General features: G+C 48.8%; 22 protein-coding genes. 16 read left to right on the forward strand and 6 right to left on the reverse strand.

Annotation, left to right across the window (positions count from 1 at the left end; translation table 11 throughout):
• Position 1: 1 nt before the first annotated feature.
• From CWI83_RS08640 to CWI83_RS08665, 6 genes are read right to left on the reverse strand one after another with little or no spacing between them, the layout of a single operon-like run.
• Positions 2-895 (reverse strand): bile acid:sodium symporter family protein, encoded by an 894-nt coding sequence (locus tag CWI83_RS08640; RefSeq protein WP_126828126.1) that lies wholly within the window; start codon positions 893-895, stop codon positions 2-4.
• Positions 892-2,181, reverse strand: a complete 1,290-nt coding sequence (locus CWI83_RS08645; RefSeq protein ID WP_126828128.1) for a flavin-containing monooxygenase — start codon at positions 2,179-2,181, stop codon at positions 892-894. The genes CWI83_RS08640 and CWI83_RS08645 overlap by 4 nt, the downstream gene beginning before the upstream one ends.
• Positions 2,182-2,197: 16 nt before the next feature.
• Positions 2,198-3,277: a PQQ-dependent sugar dehydrogenase gene (locus CWI83_RS08650; RefSeq protein WP_126828130.1), complete on the reverse strand. Its 1,080-nt coding sequence runs from the start codon at positions 3,275-3,277 to the stop codon at positions 2,198-2,200.
• Complete coding sequence (locus CWI83_RS08655; protein WP_126828132.1) at positions 3,271-3,717, reverse strand: hypothetical protein; 447 nt, start codon at positions 3,715-3,717, stop codon at positions 3,271-3,273. The genes CWI83_RS08650 and CWI83_RS08655 overlap by 7 nt, the downstream gene beginning before the upstream one ends.
• A gap of 11 nt (positions 3,718-3,728) precedes the next feature.
• Positions 3,729-4,223, reverse strand: a complete 495-nt coding sequence (locus CWI83_RS08660) for a DUF6702 family protein (RefSeq protein ID WP_126828134.1) — start codon at positions 4,221-4,223, stop codon at positions 3,729-3,731.
• Positions 4,223-6,667: a M1 family metallopeptidase gene (locus CWI83_RS08665; RefSeq protein ID WP_126828136.1), complete on the reverse strand. Its 2,445-nt coding sequence runs from the start codon at positions 6,665-6,667 to the stop codon at positions 4,223-4,225. The genes CWI83_RS08660 and CWI83_RS08665 overlap by 1 nt, the downstream gene beginning before the upstream one ends.
• A 167-nt stretch (positions 6,668-6,834) precedes the next feature.
• Between CWI83_RS08665 and CWI83_RS08670 the strand changes: the two genes are divergently transcribed.
• The 16 genes from CWI83_RS08670 (at position 6,835) to glmS (ending at position 22,306) form a co-directional block, all read left to right on the forward strand.
• Complete coding sequence (locus CWI83_RS08670) at positions 6,835-7,278, forward strand: flavodoxin domain-containing protein (protein ID WP_126828137.1); 444 nt, start codon at positions 6,835-6,837, stop codon at positions 7,276-7,278.
• 318 nt (positions 7,279-7,596) lie between these two features.
• Entirely contained in the window at positions 7,597-9,504 is a 1,908-nt protein-coding gene (gene mnmG, locus CWI83_RS08675) for a tRNA uridine-5-carboxymethylaminomethyl(34) synthesis enzyme MnmG (protein WP_126828139.1), read from the forward strand.
• A 27-nt stretch (positions 9,505-9,531) separates the two neighbouring features.
• A complete protein-coding gene (rsmG, locus tag CWI83_RS08680) occupies positions 9,532-10,167 on the forward strand; it encodes a 16S rRNA (guanine(527)-N(7))-methyltransferase RsmG (protein WP_198677281.1) in 636 nt (211 codons plus the stop codon).
• Between the two features lie 5 nt (positions 10,168-10,172).
• Positions 10,173-10,976 (forward strand): ParA family protein, encoded by an 804-nt coding sequence (locus CWI83_RS08685; protein ID WP_126828143.1) that lies wholly within the window; start codon positions 10,173-10,175, stop codon positions 10,974-10,976.
• 8 nt (positions 10,977-10,984) lie between these two features.
• Entirely contained in the window at positions 10,985-11,881 is an 897-nt protein-coding gene (locus tag CWI83_RS08690; protein ID WP_126828145.1) for a ParB/RepB/Spo0J family partition protein, read from the forward strand.
• 103 nt (positions 11,882-11,984) lie between these two features.
• On the forward strand, positions 11,985-12,371 hold the full coding sequence (locus CWI83_RS08695; protein WP_126828147.1) for an ATP synthase subunit I: 387 nt from the start codon (positions 11,985-11,987) through the stop codon (positions 12,369-12,371).
• A gap of 13 nt (positions 12,372-12,384) precedes the next feature.
• Positions 12,385-13,245 (forward strand): F0F1 ATP synthase subunit A, encoded by an 861-nt coding sequence (atpB, locus tag CWI83_RS08700; RefSeq protein ID WP_126828149.1) that lies wholly within the window; start codon positions 12,385-12,387, stop codon positions 13,243-13,245.
• A gap of 56 nt (positions 13,246-13,301) precedes the next feature.
• Positions 13,302-13,535, forward strand: a complete 234-nt coding sequence (atpE, locus tag CWI83_RS08705; RefSeq protein ID WP_034733567.1) for a F0F1 ATP synthase subunit C — start codon at positions 13,302-13,304, stop codon at positions 13,533-13,535.
• A gap of 47 nt (positions 13,536-13,582) precedes the next feature.
• Entirely contained in the window at positions 13,583-14,053 is a 471-nt protein-coding gene (gene atpF / locus CWI83_RS08710; RefSeq protein WP_126828151.1) for a F0F1 ATP synthase subunit B, read from the forward strand.
• Positions 14,054-14,071: 18 nt separating this feature from the next.
• A complete protein-coding gene (atpH, locus tag CWI83_RS08715; RefSeq protein WP_126828153.1) occupies positions 14,072-14,605 on the forward strand; it encodes a F0F1 ATP synthase subunit delta in 534 nt (177 codons plus the stop codon).
• 14 nt (positions 14,606-14,619) lie between these two features.
• Positions 14,620-16,161, forward strand: coding sequence for a F0F1 ATP synthase subunit alpha (gene atpA, locus CWI83_RS08720; protein ID WP_126828155.1), 1,542 nt, complete (start codon positions 14,620-14,622; stop codon positions 16,159-16,161).
• Between the two features lie 55 nt (positions 16,162-16,216).
• A complete protein-coding gene (gene atpG, locus CWI83_RS08725; protein ID WP_126828157.1) occupies positions 16,217-17,083 on the forward strand; it encodes a F0F1 ATP synthase subunit gamma in 867 nt (288 codons plus the stop codon).
• A 39-nt stretch (positions 17,084-17,122) separates the two neighbouring features.
• Complete coding sequence (gene atpD, locus CWI83_RS08730; RefSeq protein WP_126828159.1) at positions 17,123-18,508, forward strand: F0F1 ATP synthase subunit beta; 1,386 nt, start codon at positions 17,123-17,125, stop codon at positions 18,506-18,508.
• A 16-nt stretch (positions 18,509-18,524) separates the two neighbouring features.
• Positions 18,525-18,941, forward strand: a complete 417-nt coding sequence (locus CWI83_RS08735; protein ID WP_126828161.1) for a F0F1 ATP synthase subunit epsilon — start codon at positions 18,525-18,527, stop codon at positions 18,939-18,941.
• Between the two features lie 153 nt (positions 18,942-19,094).
• Positions 19,095-20,468, forward strand: a complete 1,374-nt coding sequence (gene glmU / locus CWI83_RS08740; protein ID WP_126828163.1) for a bifunctional UDP-N-acetylglucosamine diphosphorylase/glucosamine-1-phosphate N-acetyltransferase GlmU — start codon at positions 19,095-19,097, stop codon at positions 20,466-20,468.
• Positions 20,469-20,473: 5 nt separating this feature from the next.
• The gene (glmS, locus tag CWI83_RS08745; protein ID WP_126828165.1) at positions 20,474-22,306 is read left to right on the forward strand and encodes a glutamine--fructose-6-phosphate transaminase (isomerizing); all 1,833 of its coding nucleotides are present in this window, start codon (positions 20,474-20,476) and stop codon (positions 22,304-22,306) included.
• The last annotated feature ends 59 nt before the right edge of the window (positions 22,307-22,365 follow it).

Genomic DNA, 22,365 nt, shown 5'->3' on the forward strand with positions numbered 1-22,365 from the left:
ATCAAGGTGACTCCACCGTCGCGCTTTGACGGCGATCGCCGCGGTTCCATAAACCGCACAGCGTCATCCCCGAAATCAAATGCCAAATACCCCAGCCCGCGGCGACAATTGCCATACCACCAAGGTCCGCAAAAAAAGTAAAAATAATACCCAAGCCTAATCCAGAGTTTTGCAGCCCCACTTCAAAGGTCACCGCGCGCCGATCGGCGACATCAAGCCCAACCATCCGGCTTGCACCATAGCCAAGCCCGAGCGCCAACAAGTTATGCGCAATCACCGCCCATATAAAAATCAACGCGCTGGCCTGTAACGCCTGCCAATTTTGCCAAATGGCAATGGCGACAAAGCCATACAAAGCGGCCAGCGAGGCATACCGAAAACCCGGCTCTACTTTGGCTGCCCAATCGCTTTGCCAGCGTCCGACCGCTAACCCAAGTAACAGAGGGAGCGCCAACACCAGCGCGACAATGGCGTAGATTTGCTCAGCGGGCACTGCTATTTCAGCCATTAACGGTGCGGTGACCGGATTTAAACTGCTGTAGAGGATAAAATTAAAGGGCGTGAAAAACGCCGCCAGGCTGCTGGCTAGCGCTGTCATGGTGACCGAGAGCGCAGCATTGCCGCCGGCAAGATAGGTCATAATATTGGAAAAACTTCCACCTGGACAACTGGCGACCAGTAATAATCCAAGCTCAATTTCCGCCGGTAACGGCAAGTAATACGTCGCGATAAAGGTTAACCCGGGTAGGGCAAGAAACTGGGTGATCAGCCCAACCACAACGCCTTTAGGGTAACGCACCACGCGCTGGAAATCGGCCAGTCGCAGATTCAGCGCAATACCGAACATCATCAGTGCCAAGATGATATTCAGAGCATACAGGCTGGCATGACTCATACCGGTAACGCATCCATTTCAGTGCGGAGTGCCTTCAAGTAATCGCCTTTGTGCACATAAAACGACATTCGCTCTAAAGCCAAGTAATTTAGGCCTCCATCGATACGGTCCGCGGCATGGCTGCGCACTTTCTCAAAGAATACTTGCGCGGCTTGAGGCTCGGTCTGTTGGGTTTTAATGACTTTTGCTAACAGCTGGGCTTGGTCATCACGACCTTGCCAACCAAGGCCCGCGGCTTCAACCATCCCCATCATAAATAAATTGTCGTACTGTGGGGTAAAGATATTCAAATACAGTTGCGGCGCATAGCCTTGCCAATTCAAATGCTCTTGCGCAATAAACGGGTAATGTAATTTATAGCCTGTCGCTTCGAGGATTAAATCGTACTCAGCAGAACTTCCGTCTTTAAACTCTGCGCCTTTCTCTAGCAGTCGTTCTAATGCCGGACGAACCTTGATATCACCATGCCCGATATGGTGCAAAAACATGGAGTTCACGACCGGGTGTGATTCATACATCTTATAATCTGGGTCAGGTAAACCAAATTGGCTCGGTTTACCCGAAATCAAACGCACCAACCAGCCATCGACAATTTGCTTGAGCTTGTTCGGCAGTTTGATTTTACCGCCTAAGGTATCTGTTGGCTTGCCCGCAACAAACTTCGGCAAGAAATAGTAACCGCGGCGCACCACCATATCGACTGATTTTGCCCGATGCACCGCATCTACTGCGATGTCACAGCCACTATTCCCGCAGCCAATAATCAAGACCCGCTTATTCGCGAAAATATCGGCGCTACGATAGTCACTCGAATGTAATTGTTCACCCTTAAACTCACCTTGAAATTGCGGTCGCTGCGGCTCATGCAAGGTTCCCGCTGCGATAATCACACCCGCAGCAGCAATTTCATGCGTGGCCCCGGCTTGACGATAGCGCACCCGCCAATCGCCCCCGTCCGGCTCGACGGCTTCAACCCAAGCCTCAAAGCGATAGCGGTCGTATAAGCCAAAATGCCGTGCATAATCTTGAAAGTAGGCTTTCATATCATCATGACGAGGATAAGCTGCAACCTCGTCACGCATAGGAAAGTCGCTAAACTCGGTCATCCGCTTCGACGAGATCAAATGCGCTGAGTCGTACATCGTACTGGTGGGGCTATCGATATCCCACAAGCCACCAACGTCACTATGCGCTTCTAATCCGATAACCTCGATGCCCTGCTCTTGCAGGCGTCGCACCGTGCAAAGCCCTGCTGGACCTGCGCCAATCACTACATAAGGTTTCATATCGTCTGTTTCGCTTTTAAAACAATTCAAGCCGTAATAGTTGGCCATCGGCGCGGTCAGTCAGGGCATATAACGCTCCATCACTACCGCTTGCAACAGCGCGAAAGCGCGCATAATCGACCAACACATCATTGGCCAATTGCCAACTTGGCTCGCTGCTATCCGTCGTCCAAACGAAGCGTTGCAAGCGTTTCCCGGCGAGATGAGCCACCCATAAATCACCATTGTGGAGGGCCATATCTGCCGGTGCGAGACTCGGTGTCCACTGATATAACGGCGCTTGTACGCCGGGTAAAGTCTGAAACGGGGTGACATACGCCCCAGTATAATCAATACCATAGCTGGTCATTGGCCAGCCATAGTTAGCCCCAGCGATGATTTGATTGAGTTCATCCCCCCCTTTCGGGCCGTGTTCATGCTGCCATAGAATGTCGCGCTGCCGATCGTAGACAATCCCCTGCACATTCCGGTGTCCGTAACTGTAGATAAGCGGTGCCTGCTTATGGGTAAAGGGGTTATCCGCCGGAACCGAGCCATCGGCATTCATGCGGACTATTTTGCCTAAATAACTATCCAAATTTTGCGCTTGTTCACGTAAGTCAAAGGCATCGCCGAGGGTTAGAATGAGGGTATCATCAGCCAGCCACGTCATGCGCCCACCGTAATGGGCAGCGCCTGCTTTCGCATAAGCATTGACAAAAATCGGTTCGATTTCGATCAACGCATCGTGACCAGGGTTTAATCGACCGCGCTTCACACAGGTGCTATTAGCGGCTTGCGTACCACAAGCATAACTAAAATAAATCCAACCCGTGCGCTCATAATCTGGCGCTAACACAAGGTCAAACAAGCCTGCCTGGGCATTGGCAAAAAGATCCGGCAACTCCAATTCAACTTGCGTCTTTTCACCATTTTTTACGTAAATCAAGCGCCCCGGACGCTCGCTGATAAGCCACTCACCAGGGCGAACTTCAACCAATGCCCAGGCGCTGTCAAAACCATCTGCAACCACTTCATAGGTCAAAGATTTGCTGTTGGCATTTGCAGTAAGCGTGCTGAAAAGCAGTAAAAATGCACCGAAAAGACCTTTTAACATGGGTTTTGCTCCTGCGCTGCGGGTAACCCGAGGGTCACGAATAACTGCCCAGCTAAGCCACCACATAAACACATCAAAGCCCAACCTAATAGCTCACGATTCACCGCTAATAAGGTTGGCATTGGCGCTAAATAATCGATCAACTGAAACGCTGCCATTAAACCAACGAGCCCAGCGAGAGCAAACCAAGCGCGTTGCAAGCGGCGACGATACAGGGCATAAGCAATGGGTAACGCAACCGCTAAGGTTGCCGCCATCATCATCGCCATGGTTGGGGTAAAGTGCAGCAGATCATGCTGCGTGGCGGCCCAGCGCGTCGCGCCATCGATAGGCACGGCTAAATCAGCCAAAGCCGCTAAATTAAATTGAGTTTGGATAACAGCAGCGGCAGCACTTGCAACAAGTACTGCGACGATAAAGGCAAAAGCGATACGCAACATCGGCTTCCCTCTTAGAATTGAACGCTTTGCCACTCACTTTCAGCAGTAAATGCCAAGCTTTGTAGTGGCCCGTGACCCTCTACATTTAGCAGGTTTTGCTGGCTGCGCCAAATCTCTTGTAGGGCATTATGGCGAAATTCCAAGCCTTTGAGATCAGCAACAATCGGGGTTTCTTGATACACCCAAAACCACGCCCCATCGATTTGATAGCCAACGGTGGTCAGCTCTAACGGCTGTTGCGAGAGATCTCGAATGGCAAAATGCTCGAGCACGTAGTCCGCAAATTGCTGCTGCGTTGCTGCGCTTTTATGCATATCTGCGGTCTTATCAAACAGGACCTGAACGGCATGCTCTGCATCATGCAACGAAAACCGATGCATCACTTCAATATTGCCGGTGCGGTCATTGAATAACACCGTTGTCACCGCAGTTTTGAGCTGATGCGCGGCAGCAGTTGCGCTACTGCCAAGCATCACTATCAGCAATAAAAACCGTACGCTACGCATTAATTTTGCTCCTGCGCCTCGTCCTTAGTTTTAAGCTCTGTTTTGCTATCTTGCATTAAATCGCGGCGAATATGATCCATGCTTCGCTCAAACTTAAATGCCTCGATCCGAGATGGAATAATGCGACGTGGATAGTAGTTATTGGAAATATCCACATCCGCTGTTTCCCAGTTTGGATCGACGCTAAACTGCACCACTTCTTTATCAGTGACGATAAGTTTATTCACCTGCTTCGCATTACGACGCCAAATTTCAGCGGCGATGTACATGTCTTCGCTGGTGCCATCGGCATAGGTCATATGCAACAAGATCGGCATCACCAAACCACCGACGTTTTCAAACTCTAACACGTAGTAATTTTTGTCTTCGGCCACCGCGCGCTCAAATACCCGGCGCTCCCATGGTTCGAGCTTTTCAAGGAAGCTTTGATAAGCGTTACGCTGCTTGTTGGTCACTGTGAAACGATCATTTTCATCGTGGAAGTCACGAATATCAGGGTTTAACTCAACCCAAGTTTTACGCCCTTCTGCTTGATTACGTTGCACGAATAACGAAGTTGGCTTGTTCGCCTCTTCTTCACGACGACGTTGCCAATCAATATCTGGATTCTCGGTATCCATGCGCAACTTGTAGACCCGCTCAAGGCTGATATCAACATGATCCGTTGAATAGAACCAGCCGCGCCAGAACCAATCTAAATCAATCCCTGACGCCTCTTCCATGGTGCGGAAGAAGTCTGCTGGAGTCGGACGTTTGAACATCCAGCGCTGCGCATATTCGCGGAACGCATAATCAAACAACTCACGTCCCATAATTACTTCGCGCAATATATTCAGTGCAACCGCAGGTTTGGTATAAGCATTCGGGCCCAAATTCAAGACACTATCAGATTGCGTCATAATGGGGACCTGATTGGTCGACTTCATATAGTCGATAATGCCACGCGCTTCGACGCCCCATGGAATGTTTGGATCCCACTCACGTCCAGCAACACCGTCTAAGAAGCTATTTAAGCCCTCATCCATCCAAGTCCACTGACGCTCATCTGAGTTCACGATCATCGGGAAATAAATGTGCCCGATTTCATGGATGACGACACCAATCAAAAAGCGCTTTTCCGCCAACGAGTAAGTCCGAGTGCCATCTTCTTGTAGCTCAGTCCGCGGGCCATTGAAGGTAATCATTGGATACTCCATCCCACCGACTGGGCCGTTTACCGACTGTGAGGTTGGGTAGGGGTAGTCAAACGAGAAGCGCGAATAAACTTCCATGGTGTGAATCACCGAGGCAGTCGAGTACTTCTGCCACAAGTCACCGCCTTCTTTGGGGTAGAAAGACATCGCCATAACTTCAGGCTGGATTTCACCACCTTGCTGATAACCTTGCGCATCCCAAATAAACTTACGCGATGATGCCCAAGCAAAGTCGCGGACATTTTCAGCTTCAAAACGCCAGGTTTTTACCTTATTCGTGCCCTCTTTCTCATTTTCGAGAGCTTCTTCTGGGGTAACCACAAAGACCGGACGGTCCGCTTTGCGAGCTTGTTCCAAACGATCACGCTGAGTGCGCGTTAAAACATCACGAGGATTTTGCAAAACGCCCGTTGCAGAAACGATGTGGTCGGCCGGAACGGTGATTTCAACCTCAAAATCACCGAATTCCATGGTGAATTCACCACGTCCTAAGAATTCTTTATTGGTCCAAGCTTCATAATCTGTGTAAGCCGTAACCCGTGGATACCACTGCGCCAACAAGAAAATATCATTGCCGCCTTCGCGTGCATCATCAGGGAAGTGTTCATAACCTGAACGTGCATTGACGGCATCTTCTTCGACGATGTTAAAACCGAAATCGATCCCAAATTCAAGCCGTTCACCCGATTTAAGAGCCTCGGGTAAATCAATTCGCATCTTGGTGCCAACCACCACAAAGTCGAGCTTGCGCCCTTTGCTATCGGTGACTTGCTTAATTTCAAAGCCAAGTTCGTTGTCGCTAATAAATTGCTGACGACGCAATTGATTCAGCGAAATCCGAGCAGGACGATCAATTCCATCTAAATCAATATTGGGTGTTGAAGAAAAGGTCGCGGTGCGCTCTGCCATTGAATCTTGTTTGAAGATGTTTTGATCCAGCTGAACCCAAATAAACTTCAACCGATAAGGCGAGTTATTGTGGTAAACAATGGTTTGCTCAGCATCGAGCCGGCGTTTTTTTTCATCTAAGCGAACCTTAATCTGATAATCCGCACGCTGCTGCCAGTAGCGCTCGCCCGGTTCACCGCCGGCTGTTCGATAGACATTTGGGGTTGGGAGGGTTTCATCTAGCTGACGGAATTTATCCTCAAATGTACCTTTGGTTTGCTGAATTGCACTCGTTGCGTTAGCAGGCGATCCTTGCGCCAATACAAGGATACTGACAATCAGTAACAGGACGAGTTTTTTCATTACGGATCTCACTAGTTAAGACGGTTCTAAAATAATCGGTTGAGCATAACAAGCTGGTGAATGATATGCCATTACATTGGTCAATAAAATCAGACATCTTGTCGCGTAATGATTAGACTGTCGAGTACACTATCAGGGCATCAATTCCGGCAAAGAGAGCATGCGATATGGCAACTTTCGATATTTTAATTGGGACGACCTCGGGTAATACCGAATATTTAGCACTTGAACTCGCCGATTATCTCAAGCAAAAAGGCCATCACTGCGAGATCCATGATGAGCCTGATTTTGACTCATTAGCTGAGCAAGCAGGGACCCACTCAACCTGGATTGCGTGTGTCGCAAGTCACGGCGCCGGCGACTACGCAGACAGTATGCTCGAGTTTGGTGAACAGTTAGCAGCTTTTGAAGGTCACCTGAACCAACAACCTTATCTCGTCATTGCGATCGGCGATAGCTGCTACGATACCTATTGTGCTGCCGGCCGTGATTGTGATGAACGGCTTGAAAAAGCTGGGGCTAAGCGCCTCGCTGAACGGCTTGAAATTGATATGAGCCAAGATGATCCTGAAGAAAAACTATTCACTTGGTTAGAAAACATACAACTATAAATGTGAATAACTTCGGCATAAGATCCATTTAGATCTGTTTAATTCCCAAGGATAACTCTGTGTATAACTAGGGATGTGGATAACACACTAAGTTATCCACCGCTTGATCACCGTTTCGATCGTGATCTGATCACACCTATTGTGATCGCTACGATCCTTATCTGATATGGGCTAGATCGAGTTTTCCACAGCTCAGTGTCGCACTAAGAATAACAATAATAAAAAGATCAAAAAGATCTTCTATTTTTTTCTTTGATCAAAACAAGCTAAAATAGTCAGCCCAATTGAATCGCAACACTAGACAAGGTTTTTTAAGCCATGAGCAGAATCGGATCGCATCACTTTCATGAACACTATGACGTTATCGTCATTGGTGGAGGTCATGCTGGTACTGAAGCAGCACTCGCTTCTGCACGCATGGGCGTTAAAACCCTATTGCTGACGCACAACATCGAAACCTTAGGCCAAATGTCATGTAACCCAGCAATTGGCGGCATTGGCAAAGGTCATTTAGTCAAAGAAATCGATGCACTTGGTGGCGCGATGGCAATCGCAGCAGATCGTGGCGGCATTCAATTTAGACGCCTTAATTCATCTAAAGGCCCAGCGGTTAGAGCAACGCGAGCCCAAGCAGATCGGGTTTTATACAAAGCAGCGATTCGAGAAATGCTTGAGAACCAACCTAATCTGCATTTGTTCCAACAAGCGTGTGATGATTTGATTGTTGAGCAGGATCGCGTCATCGGTGTAGTGACCCAAATGGGGTTAAAATTTGCAGCGAAAACTGTCGTCCTTACAGTTGGAACTTTCTTAGGCGGTCAAATTCATATTGGCTTAGAAAATTACCAAGGCGGGCGCGCAGGCGATCCACCAGCGAATAACCTGGCCAAACGTTTACGCGAACTACCATTACGCGTTGATCGATTAAAAACCGGTACCCCACCAAGAATCGATGCTCGCTCGATTGATTTTAGCGTATTACAGGAACAACCCGGTGACACTCCAACACCTATCTTCTCGTTTATGGGAGACGGCTCGGATCATCCACAACAAATTTCGTGTTGGATCACTCATACGAACGAGCAAACCCATGAAATCATTCAAGGTGGATTAGATCGTTCACCCATGTATTCTGGGGTAATCGAGGGTGTTGGACCACGTTACTGTCCATCGATCGAAGACAAAGTGATGCGCTTTGCAGATAAAAATTCGCATCAAATATTTGTTGAACCAGAAGGTTTAACAACCCATGAAGTGTATCCAAACGGTATTTCAACCAGCCTTCCATTTGATGTGCAAGTGCAATTGGTGCGCTCCATCCGTGGCTTTGAAAATGCCCATATCACCCGTCCGGGTTATGCGATTGAGTATGACTTTTTTGATCCACGTGACTTAAAGCAAAGCCTCGAAACCAAGCACATTGAAGGCTTATTCTTTGCCGGTCAGATCAACGGCACCACAGGCTATGAAGAAGCGGGCGCACAAGGGTTAGTTGCCGGTTTGAATGCAGCATTACAGGTGCAAGGCAAAGAGGCTTGGGCACCGCGTCGTGATCAAGCGTATATGGGCGTGTTAATCGACGATTTATCAACCCTTGGGACCAAAGAGCCTTATCGTATGTTTACCTCACGCGCTGAATATCGTTTATTGTTGCGTGAAGATAACGCCGATATTCGTTTAACTGAGCAAGGCCGTAAACTGGGCTTAGTCGATGATGCTCGCTGGCAGCGTTTTAATGAAAAAATGGAAGCGATTGCCCAAGAACAGCAGCGCTTGCGCTCTACTTGGATCCATAAAGATCATGCCGCCGTTGATGCTGTAAATGAATTGGTGAAAACGCCAATTACGCGTGAAGTCAGTGCCGAAGATTTACTCCGTCGGCCAGAAATTAGCTATGCAGAATTAATGAAAATAGACGCATTAGGGCCTGCATTGAATGACCCACAAGCGGCAGAACAAGTTGAAATTCAAACTAAATACGCAGGTTATATTGCGCGTCAACAAGATGAAATTGCCAAACAACAGCGCCACGAGCAAACCAAACTGCCGATTCCATTTGATTACGCCACTATTAAAGGTCTTTCTAATGAAGTCGTGGCCAAGTTAAATGCTCATCAACCGGAAACGGTTGGGAAAGCAGCGCGGATTTCAGGGATTACTCCAGCTGCTATTTCGATGTTGCTGGTGCATCTCAAAAAGCAAGGTTTATTGCGCAAGAGTGCGTAAGTTAATAGAGAGAAATGCGTTATGACCTTGCACAGCAAGTTAGAGGTTCTGTTAGAACAGGCGAACATCGAAGCAGAACCGGCCCAAATCGAGCAGTGGGTCAAGCTGGTCGAACAGCTCAACAAGTGGAATAAAGCTTATAATCTGACCTCGGTGCGAGATCCACAGCAAATGTTGAGTCGTCATATTATCGATAGCTTAGTTGTGGGACCCTATTTACAAGGCTCGCGCTTTATCGACGTCGGCACGGGTCCAGGATTACCCGGTTTGCCCCTTGCAATTCTTAAACCAGAATGCGAATTTGTACTGCTCGATAGTTTGGGCAAACGGATCCGATTTATTCGCCAAGTCTGTCACGAATTAAAAATTACCAATGTGGTTGCGGTACAAAGCCGGGTTGAAGAATATTTAGACCAAGCAACGCCAGAAACTGACAAGTTTGATGGTGTCATCAGTAGAGCCTTTGCCTCGCTTAGTGATATGCTGACTTGGTGCGCACATTTACCGCGCGAAAATGGGGCTTTTTATGCGTTAAAAGGTCAGTATCCAGATACTGAGCTGGTCGAGTTACCGCCAGAATTTACCCTTGTTGAGAGTCATGCCCTAGCAGTGCCAGGTGTCGACGCAGAACGACATCTCATTATTATAAAAAAACGAGGTTAATTGCCGTGGGACGAATTATTGCCATCGCCAATCAAAAAGGTGGGGTTGGGAAAACCACTACCGCCGTGAATCTTGCTGCATCAATGGCAGCAACGCGGCGCAAAGTGTTGTTGATCGATCTCGACCCTCAAGGCAATGCCACCATGGGCAGTGGGATCGATAAATATGATGTCGATAATACCGCCTATGAGCTTTTAGTTGAGCAAAAACCCGCCACAGAAGTCATTATTACCGACACCAATGGTAAGTATCATTTAATTGCTGCGAACGGCGATACCACCGCAGCTGACGTCAAATTAATGGAAGAATTTGCGCGGGAGCAGCGCTTAGCAAATGCGTTAAAACCAATCCAAGATAAATACGATTTTATTTTTATCGACTGCCCGCCTTCACTCAGCATGTTAACGGTTAACGCGATGGCTGCTGCTGATTCGGTGCTGGTGCCGATGCAGTGCGAGTATTACGCTTTAGAAGGGTTAACCGCATTGATGGATACCATTGAGCGACTCGCGGAAGCAGTCAATCCGCGGCTCTCTATCGAGGGGATTTTGCGGACCATGTATGACCCGCGCAATCGCTTAGCCAATGATGTGTCGGAGCAACTCAAAGCGCATTTCGGCGATAAAGTTTATCGAACTGTGATTCCACGGAACGTGCGTTTAGCTGAGGCGCCAAGTTTTGGTGCTCCAGCCATGTATTATGATAAATCATCAACAGGGGCTCGCGCCTATCTATCACTCGCTGGTGAGCTGATTCGGCGCGCGGGTAAATCTCAAGCAGCTGAACCTGCTCGGCAAGCGGAAGGATAATCAACACCATGTCTGCGAAAAAACGAGGCCTCGGCCGTGGCTTAGATGCGCTTCTTACAACCAGCAAGCATGCGCGTGAGAACACGCCGGAACAGCCACAAAACACCGTACCCGAGACACCTGGAGAATTACATAAACTGCCCATTGAGTGGTTGCAACCGGGTAAGTATCAGCCGCGTAAAGATATGTCGCCAGAAGCGCTGGAAGATCTCGCTGCATCCGTGAAAGCGCAGGGGATTATTCAGCCGATTGTGGTGCGTCCAATTGGTCCTGACCAGTATGAAATTATTGCCGGTGAGCGCCGTTGGCGTGCAGCCCAAATGGCGCGGCTTGATGAAGTCCCTGTCGTGGTCAAAGATGTACCTGACGAAGCCGCTGTGGCGATGGCGCTGATTGAAAACATTCAGCGCGAAGACCTCAATCCGATGGAAGAAGCGCTGGCATTGCAGCGTTTGTTAGAAGAATTCCAACTGACGCATCAAGAAGTTGCGGATGCCGTCGGTAAATCACGCGCGACGGTCACCAATTTATTGCGCTTGAATAATCTTGAAGCTGAAACTAAAACACTGCTCGAACGGGGTGATATCGAACTCGGTCATGCAAAGTTACTGCTTGCGCTAAGTGCCGATGCACAAGTCGATGGAGCGAGATTGATTGCTGCTAAAGGGATGACGGTACGCGAGGCCGAGAAATTAGTCCGGCGCTTGCTTGAACCCGCTCCTGAAAAAGCCAAACCCGCGAAGCCAGATGCTGATATTCAGCGCCTCGAACAGCGCATCAGTGAACGCCTCGGCGCACCGGTGGCCATTAATCATGGGCGCAAAGGGAAAGGGAAAGTTGTAATAAATTACAGTAGTTTGGATGAACTTGATGGAATTTTAGGCAAATTTATTGAGGCTGAATAAGTCCAAATCAGCGATCGATTTCGTACCGAAACCGACCGCATTTTGTTGCAAACTGGTGGTAAATCTTTATACTACCGCCGAATTTGACTGAGGCTTTTAAAGTATGATCAACAAGACCGGCAAAGCGCTGGCCAGTCGTCTAATCAAAGCTCAAGGCGGCGCAATTTTCTTGTTGGCGTGTGTGTTTTCCTTAGTTCAACCAGTAAATGGTTATATCTATTTTTGGGGTGTTGTTGGCGGTGGTTTGGCCGTTTTGATTCCAACAGCACTGTTTGCGTATCGAGCTTTTCGCCATGCTGGCGCCCGCTCTGCGCAAAAAGTGGTCACCAGTTTTTTTCAAGGCGAAGCGCTGAAACTGGTTTTGACCGTGTTGCTTTTAGCAGGATTATTGTGGTTAGGAAACTTACCGATTAGTGCGGTATTAAGTGGTTATATCCTAACCTTGCTGGTCCAGTGGCTGGCACCGATTTTATTTTTAAATTCAACTTAAATTAGGGAAAACAATGGCTGCAGAAGAGTTAACGCTTCAAAGTCATATCCAACACCACTTAACGAACGCCAAAATGTGTGCGGCACCTGATGGTGGCGTCGCGTTTAATAAAGCGTGTAGTGAAGCAGGGTTTTGGGTATTACATATTGATACATTAGCCTGGTCGATTGGCCTCGGTATCCTGTTCCTGATGATTTTCCGCAGTGCTGCGAAAAAAGCGAACACTGGCGTACCTGGGAAATTACAGTGCTTCATCGAGATGATCGTTGAGTTTGTTGGCGATAACGTGCGCGATACCTATCACGGTAAGAGCAAGTTGATTGCCCCACTCGCTTTGACCATCTTCGTCTGGGTATTCTTGATGAACCTAATGGACTTGATTCCGGTTGATTTCCTCCCAGCTTTCGCAGGTTGGGTCGGCGCGACCTTCTTTGGTATGAACTCACATGACGTATACATGAAGATCGTACCTACCACAGATATCAACATGACCGCTGCTCTTGCAGTAGGTGTGTTCTTACTCATGATTGGCTACAGCATCCGCATCAAAGGGGTGATGGGCTTTATCAAAGAGTTAACTTTGCACCCGTTCAGCTCGAACAATATGGTGGTGCAAATCTTACTGATTCCGTTCAACTTCTTGCTTGAGGTGATTGCACTGATTGCGAAGCCGTTCTCATTGGCGTTGCGTTTGTTCGGTAACCTTTATGCAGGTGAATTGATCTTTATCTTGATTGGTGCGATCGGATTAATGCAGTTACCTCTGCATTTCATCTGGGCCGTATTCCATATCTTGGTTATCGTGCTGCAAGCTTTCGTGTTCATGATGTTGACGATTGTTTACTTGAGCATGGCAAGTTCAGATAACCACTAGTACGTGTTTTTTAATTTGTAGTTTTATCTTTAACCTTTGAAATATTGGAGAAAACAATGGAACTAATGTTAGGTCTTAAGTACATCGCAGTTGCTTTGCTGATCGGTTTCGGTGCTATCGGTACTGCTGTAGGCTTCGGTAACATGGGTGGTAAATTCCTTGAAGCTTGTGCTCGTCAGCCAGAACTTGCGCCTTCATTGCAAGTTAAAATGTTCATCCTTGCGGGTCTGATCGACGCCGTTGCGATGATCGGTGTTGGTATCGCAATGGTCCTATTGTTCGTTCTTTAAGACTCGATACACGCTTACGAATCAACGAACGATAGGAGGGTGGGTCTATGAGTCTTACTATGACCCTGATCGGAGAATTAATCGCGTTCATCGTCTTCGTACTGTTTTGTATGAAGTTCGTATGGCCTCCGCTAAATAATGCGATTGAAGCTCGTCAACAAAAAATTGCTGATGGTCTTGCAGCCGGTGAACGTGCTGAAAAAGACCTTGAGCTCGCGCAAGCGAAAATTGCTGATGAGTTAAAAGATGCCAAAGCACAAGCAGCTGAAATCATTGCCCAAGCGAAGAAACGCGCTGAGCAAACGATTGAAGAAAGCAAGCAACGTGGCGAATCTGAGCGGGAAGCTATTATTGCAGCGGGACACGCTGAAGTAGAAGCGGAACGTAATCGGTTACGTGAAGAGTTGCGCAAGCAAGTTGCCGTTCTTGCGGTTGCGGGTGCAAGCAAAATTATCGAGCGTGAAATTGATAAAAACGCTCACAGTGACATTGTTGAAAAACTGGTCGCTGAACTCTAACGATAGGGGTTTAAGCAAATGTCAGAATTGACTACGGTTGCTCGCCCCTATGCAAAAGCAGCTTTTGATTTTGCAGTAGAGCAGAGCGCCATCGAAAAATGGCACGAGATGATCACATTCGCAGCAGCTGTTGCCGCGGATGCGACCATGGCCAGTTTTTTGAGCGGCGCCGAAACGCTAGACAAAAAAGTTGAAGTGTTCGTGGCAGTGTGCGGCGATGAGCTTGATGAAAAAGCTCAGAATTTCGTTCGTATCATGGCTGAAAACGATCGCTTCAAAGCCTTACCTGCGGTCGCCAAACTCTTTGCTGAGTTACGCGCTGAGTATGAGAAGGAAATTGCTGTAGATGTCACGTCAGCTGTTAAGTTGACCAAGAAGCAGCAAACTGAACTAGCGAAGACGTTAGAGAAACGTTTTTCACGCAAAGTTAAGCTGAATTGCACTGTCGATGAGAGCATTGTCAGCGGTTTATATATTAAAGCCGACGATACAGTCATTGACGGTACGGTGCGCGGTAAGCTAAATCGGCTTGCCCATGCGCTGCAATCCTAATTGGGGAATTGAGCATGCAACTGAATTCAAATGAAATCGCAGAACTGATCAAAAAACGAATTGAACAGTTCGAAGTGGTCAGTGAAGCTCGGAACGAAGGGACCATCGTATCGGTCACCGACGGGATCATCCGCATTCACGGTCTAGCCGACTGTATGCAGGGTGAGATGATTGAGCTTCCTGGCAATCGTTACGCTATCGCATTGAACCTTGAGCGCGACTCTGTTGGTGCGGTTGTTATGGGTCCATATGCTGACCTACAAGAAGGCGTAAAAGTTAAGTCAACCGGACGTATCCTTGAAGTTCCAGTCGGCCGCGCATTGCTCGGTCGTGTTGTGAACACCTTGGGTATGCCAATCGACGGTAAAGGTCCAATTGAAGCGGATGGCTATGAGCCAGTCGAGAAAATCGCACCGGGCGTAATCGAGCGTCAATCGGTCGACCAGCCAATTCAAACCGGCTATAAGTCAATCGATGCGATGATTCCAGTTGGTCGTGGTCAGCGTGAGTTGATCATCGGTGACCGTCAGACCGGTAAAACCGCATTAGCCGTTGACGCGATCATCAACCAGAAAAACTCTGGTGTATTCAGCGTTTACGTTGCCATCGGTCAGAAAGCGTCAACCATCGCTTCTGTTGTGCGTAAGCTTGAAGAGCACGGCGCGTTGGAAAACACCATCGTGGTTGCGGCATCTGCTTCTGAATCTGCTGCATTGCAGTACTTGGCAGCTTACGCCGGTTGTACCATGGGTGAATACTTCCGTGACCGCGGTGAAGACGCATTAATCGTATATGATGATTTGTCGAAGCAAGCCGTTGCTTATCGTCAAATTTCATTGCTATTACGTCGTCCGCCAGGCCGTGAAGCTTACCCAGGTGACGTATTCTATCTCCATTCACGTCTACTTGAGCGTGCCGCTCGCGTGAATGCAGACTATGTTGAGAAGTTCACCAACGGTGAAGTGAAAGGCAAAACCGGTTCATTGACTGCGTTGCCGATCATCGAAACCCAAGCGGGTGACGTATCAGCATTCGTACCAACCAACGTGATTTCAATCACTGACGGTCAGATCTTCCTAGAAACTGACTTGTTCAACGCCGGTATCCGCCCTGCTGTAAACGCAGGTATCTCGGTATCGCGGGTTGGTGGTGCAGCACAAACTAAGATCATCAAGAAACTTGGTGGTGGTATTCGTCTTGCGTTGGCACAGTATCGTGAATTGGCGGCATTCGCTCAGTTCGCATCTGACCTCGACGAAGCGACACGTGCCCAGCTTGAGCACGGTCAGCGCGTTACCGAGTTGATGAAACAGAACCAATATGAGCCAATGAGCGTTGCGGATATGGCCGTATCAATCTTCTCAGCCGAAAAAGGCTATTTGAAAGATGTGGCGCAAGACAAGATCCTCGACTTCGAAAGTGCGTTAATTTCGTACATGCGTAGCGAGCACGCTGACCTGATGGCTGATATTGATGGAACTGGCAACTATAACGACGACATCGAAGCGAAGCTGCACGAAGGTCTGAAAGCCTTCAAGAACACGCAGTCTTGGTAAACATGGGTGGCTACTTTCAAGTAGCCACACGTCGTTGAGTTAACAGGAGAATATCATGGCCGGCGGGAAAGAGATAAAAACCAAGATCGGGAGTATTAACAATACTCAGAAGATCACCTCTGCAATGGAAATGGTTGCAGCGTCGAAGATGAAGAAGGCACAAGAACGGATGGCTTCAAGCCGCCCGTATGCCGATAGCATCTACAAGGTGATCGGCCATGTTGCCCATGCCAACCTCGAATATCGTCACCCGTATCTTACGGAACGCGATGTGAAGCGTGTTGGTTATATCGTGATTTCAACCGACCGCGGATTGTGTGGTGGTTTGAACAGCAACGAATTCAAAGCAGTTGTTAAACATGCGAAAGCACAAAAAGACAACGGTGTTGAAGTCGATTTTGCCGCGATTGGTAACAAGGCAACCGGTTTCTTTAAACGCTTTGGTGGCCGTTTACTGGCACAAACTTCTGGCCTTGGTGATAAGCCAAGTGTGAATGATGTGCTCGGGACTGTACAAGTCATGTTGGATGCTTTCGATGAAGGCAAAATCGACCGCTTGTACTTGGTGTATAACAAGTTTGTGAACACCATGAAGCAAGAGCCAACGATAGCCCAGTTGCTACCGTTGCCGAAAGCTGAGTCTCGTGATGAGCTGCAAGCAGGTAGCTGGGACTACTTGTATGAGCCAGATCCAAAACCAATTCTTGAAACATTGATTCGTCGCTTCGTTGAGAGCACGGTGTATCAAGGGGTTGTGGACAACATCGCCAGTGAACAGGCAGCGCGGATGGTAGCCATGAAGGCTGCTACCGACAACGCCGAAGACCTGATTGATCAATTGCAGTTGGTGTACAACAAAGCACGTCAGGCTGCGATTACCCAGGAAATTTCGGAAATTGTATCGGGCGCCGAAGCGGTATAAGGCGAAGCTTGCAAGAATTTTAGAGTTAGAGGAAATGTCATGAGTCAAGGTAAGGTCGTGCAAATTATTGGCGCGGTTGTGGACATCGAATTTCCACAATCAGAAGTGCCAAAGGTATACGACGCGCTGAAGGTGACCGACGGTGACCTCAAGGGTTTGACCTTGGAAGTTCAGCAGCAGTTAGGCGGTGGTATCGTACGCGGAATCGCGCTCGGTACAACTGACGGATTGCGTCGTGGAATTACAGTCGAAAACACCGGTGAGCCAATCATGGTTCCAGTGGGTAAAGAAACCCTCGGACGGATCATGAACGTATTGGGTGACCCAATCGACGAAGCCGGTGATATCGGCGAGCAAGAGCGGATGTCTATTCACCGCGAAGCACCTTCATACGAAGAGCAGTCAAATGCGACTGAACTTCTTGAGACCGGAATCAAAGTGATCGACTTGATCTGCCCATTCGCTAAGGGGGGTAAAGTTGGTCTATTCGGTGGTGCGGGTGTAGGTAAAACCGTAAACATGATGGAGCTTATCCGTAACATCGCAATCGAGCACAGCGGTTACTCAGTATTCGCAGGTGTTGGTGAGCGGACGCGTGAGGGTAACGACTTCTATCACGAGATGAAAGATTCGAACGTACTCGACAAAGTAGCGCTTGTATACGGTCAGATGAACGAACCACCAGGTAACCGTTTGCGGGTTGCTTTGACCGGTTTGACCATGGCGGAAAAATTCCGTGATGAAGGCCGTGACGTTCTGTTCTTCGTTGATAACATTTATCGTTACACCCTAGCCGGTACCGAAGTATCAGCACTTCTTGGGCGGATGCCATCAGCGGTAGGTTATCAGCCTACGCTTGCTGAAGAGATGGGTGTACTGCAAGAGCGTATTACCTCAACCAAGACGGGTTCAATCACTTCAATCCAGGCCGTTTACGTTCCTGCGGATGACTTGACTGACCCATCACCGGCAACGACCTTCGCGCACTTGGATGCGACGGTAGTATTGTCACGTGATATCGCGTCTTTGGGTATCTACCCAGCGGTTGACCCATTGGATTCAACTTCACGTCAGTTGGACCCATTGGTTATCGGTAAAGAGCACTATGATGTTGCACGTGGCGTTCAGTCAGTATTGCAGCGTTACAAAGAGCTGAAAGATATCATCGCTATCTTGGGTATGGACGAATTGTCAGAAGAAGACAAGATGACCGTAGCCCGTGCGCGTAAGATTCAGCGCTTCTTGTCGCAGCCGTTCTTCGTCGCCGAAGTCTTCACTGGTTCACCGGGTAAATACGTCTCGTTGAAAGACACCATTGCAGGCTTTAAAGGTATCTTAAACGGTGACTACGATGACCTTCCAGAGCAAGCGTTCTACATGGTCGGTAGCATCGAAGAAGCGGTTGAGAAAGCCAAGAACATGTAAAAACCGGGAGGTTTAAATGGCAGCTAAAACTGTACAGCTTGACGTGGTCAGCGCCGAAGAACGTTTGTTCTCTGGTGCGGTTGAGACCGTGCAAGTGACCGGTAGCGAAGGTGAGCTGGGGATCTACCCTGGCCACGCCCCGCTTCTGACCACGATCAAACCAGGTATGGTGCGGGTCGTCAAAGAAGATGGCGAAGAAGAGATCATCTACGTTGCTGGGGGTGTGCTAGAAGTGCAGCCGCATAATGTCTCGGTTCTTGCTGATACAGCAATTCGTGGTGAAGAGCTTGATGAACAGAAAGCTCTTGAAGCGATGAAGCAAGCTGAAGCAGCAATTGCAGACCAAAGTTCTGACCTCAGCTATGCAGAAGCTGCAGCAGAATTGGCTCGAGCAATGGCGCAGTTGCAGATTATTCGCAAAATCCGCAAATAATCACAGCAACCCTAAAAAAATTGAAAAGGCCCGTAAGTTCTTGCTTGCGGGCCTTTTTTTACCCTGTTAATTTTCTGTGAACTGGGTAAAATAGAGCCCTATCATTTATACGATATTGTTTCGTTATATTTTTTGGAAAAACGGATTATACCCATGTCATTACAAGTCGTCGTCTTAGCTGCAGGTAAAGGCACACGGATGCGTTCAGCGCTCCCTAAAGTGCTCCACCCGGTTGCGCATAAACCTATGGTGCAACACGTTATTGATACGGCCCAGCAGCTCGAGCCGAGCCAGATCCATGTTATTTACGGACATGGCGGCGACCAATTGCAAGCTGCGCTGGATGCGCAAGGGCTGCAATTTGTCGAACAAGCAGAACAACTTGGTACCGGGCACGCGGTGCAGCAAGTGGTCCCTCATTTAACGCGTAACAGCGATGAGCGAGTGCTGATTTTATATGGCGATGTGCCACTGACGCGCGTTGAAACACTCAAACAATTGCTGCGTGCGGGCGAGCAAGCCGATCTTGCGTTATTAACTGTGAAGCTTGCGAACCCGACCGGTTATGGCCGGATCGTCCGCAACGATCAAGGGCAAGTGGTCGGAATCGTTGAGCAAAAAGACGCATCAGCGGAACAATTGCGGATTCAAGAGGCCAACACCGGGATGATGTTGGTGCAAAGCCAAGCGCTTCAGCGCTGGCTAAAAGCGCTTTCGAATGACAATGCACAAGGCGAGTATTACCTCACGGATATCGTCGCCATGGCCGCCGCCGAAGGTGTCAGTATTGCCACTGCCCACCCCCATGACGAAATTGAAGTCGAAGGCGCGAACAACCGGGTGCAACTTGCTGCATTAGAGCGCGCGTTTCAACAGCGCCAAGCAGAGAAACTAATGCTCGATGGCGCCACTTTAATGGACCCAGCCCGCGTTGATGTGCGCGGTAACGTCTGGATTGAAAATGACGTGGTGATCGATGCGAACGTTATTTTCGAAGGTGATGTCGAGCTTGGTGAAGGCGTGATTATCGAGAGCAACTGTGTGTTGCGCGATTGCAAAATTGGTAAAGGCTCGCGGGTAAAATCACACAGTGTGATTGAAGGCGCGGAATTGGCTGAGAATTGTTCAGTTGGACCCTTTGCCCGACTCCGACCGGGCGCCAAACTTGAACATGGCGCTGCGATTGGTAACTTTGTAGAAATGAAAAACTCAATCATGGGGCCGGGTGCAAAAGCCGGTCACCTCACCTACCTTGGTGATGCGCATGTCGGCGCGAAAGCCAATGTCGGGGCAGGCACGATTACCTGTAACTATGACGGGGCCAATAAATCGAAAACCCATATTGGCGCCGGGGCCTTTATTGGTTCAAATAGCGCTTTGGTTGCACCAGTGCACATTGGCGATAACGCCACCGTGGGTGCCGGTTCAACCATTACTAAAGATGTTGCGGCGGATGAGTTAGCGATTGGCCGTGGCAAACAACGGAATATTTCAGGCTGGCAACGGCCACAGAAAAACAAGGATTAAGCAGTATGTGTGGAATTGTAGGGGCAACTTCAGAACGCCGTATCAGCAGCATCTTGCTCGAAGGTTTAAAGCGCCTTGAGTACCGTGGCTACGATTCAGCAGGGCTTGCGGTGCTCACTGATGACGGCAAAATCGAAAGCATGCGCCGCACGGGTAAAGTGCAAGCCTTAAAAGACGCTGTCGGCGAGCAGCCACTCGCGGGCACCACAGGGATTGCCCATACCCGCTGGGCGACTCATGGTGGCGTCACTGAAGCCAATGCCCACCCACATATTTCCGAAGACTGTATTGCCGTGGTGCATAACGGCATTATTGAGAACCACGATAAGCTTCGCGCTGAACTCAAGGGCTTAGGCTATACCTTTAATTCGGATACCGACACCGAAGTTATTTGTCACTTGGTGCACCATGAACGCAAAACCGAAAGCGACTTATTCCTCGCCGTACAAGCCGCTGTGCGCAAGCTTGAAGGCGCATACGGCACTGTGGTGATGGATTGTCGCGAGCCGGGTCGGTTAGTTGTTGCGCGCTCCGGTAGCCCGCTCGTAATCGGTTTAGGTATCGGCGAGAACTTTATCGCCTCTGATCAGTTGGCCTTGTTACCGGTCACCCACACCTTCATGTACCTCGAAGAAGGTGATATGGCCGATATCACCCGTGAACAGGTCAAGGTTTACGACGTTAACGGTGAGCGTGTTGAGCGTGAAGTACATGAGTCGGATGGCCAATATGATGCCGGCGGTAAAGGCCACTACCGCCACTTTATGCTCAAAGAAACACATGAACAGCCCGTTGCTGTGCGTAATGCCCTAGAAGGACGTTTGATCAATGGTCAATTGGCTGACGACGTATTTGGTAAGGGCGCGCTCGATGTCTTGCAAACGATTGAGCATGTCCAAATTGTTGCCTGTGGTACCAGTTACCACGCGGGTATGGTTGCGCGGTACTGGCTCGAGAGCATGGCCGGCGTATCATGTAACGTCGAAATTGCCTCTGAGTTCCGTTACCGTAAATCAGTCGTCCATCCAAATAGCTTGTTAGTCACCATCTCGCAATCGGGCGAAACGGCAGACACCCTCGCCGCTTTGCGCTTGGCGAAAGAGCTGGGATACACCTCAAGCCTGACGATCTGTAATGTTGCCACCTCGTCGATGGTGCGCGAATCAGACTTTGCCTACATGACGCGCGCGGGGACCGAAATTGGCGTTGCCTCCACCAAAGCTTTCACCACCCAATTGGTTGGCTTTTTAATGTTGGTCCTGGCGATTGGTGACAAGCGAGGGCTTGGTGAAGAATGTCGCCAGGCTATCGTTAATGGCTTACAAGCGCTCCCAAGTAAACTTGAAGAAGCCTTGTTACTCAGTGATGAAATTGAAGCCCTCGCCCCTGAATTTGCCGATAAACATCACAGCTTATTCTTAGGTCGTGGTGCCCAGTATCCGATTGCAATGGAAGGTGCGTTAAAGCTAAAAGAGATTTCATACATCCATGCCGAGGCTTATGCCGCAGGTGAGCTTAAACACGGTCCACTGGCCCTGATTGACGAAGATATGCCAGTGATCGTGGTTGCCCCGAACGATGAGTTACTTGAGAAGTTGAAATCAAACGTCGAAGAAGTACGCGCGCGTGGCGGCATTATGTATGTGTTTGCCGATAAAGACGCACACTTCGCAAGCGACGATACCATGCGCGTGATCAACGTCAGCCACTGTGACGAAGTGATCGCCCCAATCGTCTATACCATCCCATTACAGCTCTTGTCGTACTTCGTCGCCTTAATCAAAGGCACCGACGTTGACCAACCACGTAACTTAGCAAAATCGGTAACGGTGGAATAGATTTCGCCATATAAAAAATGAAGGCGTTGACTATGGTTTTGATATAAAAATCATTACTC

This window comes from Pseudidiomarina taiwanensis, from assembly GCF_003987435.1.
Lineage (GTDB): Bacteria > Pseudomonadota > Gammaproteobacteria > Enterobacterales > Alteromonadaceae > Pseudidiomarina > Pseudidiomarina taiwanensis.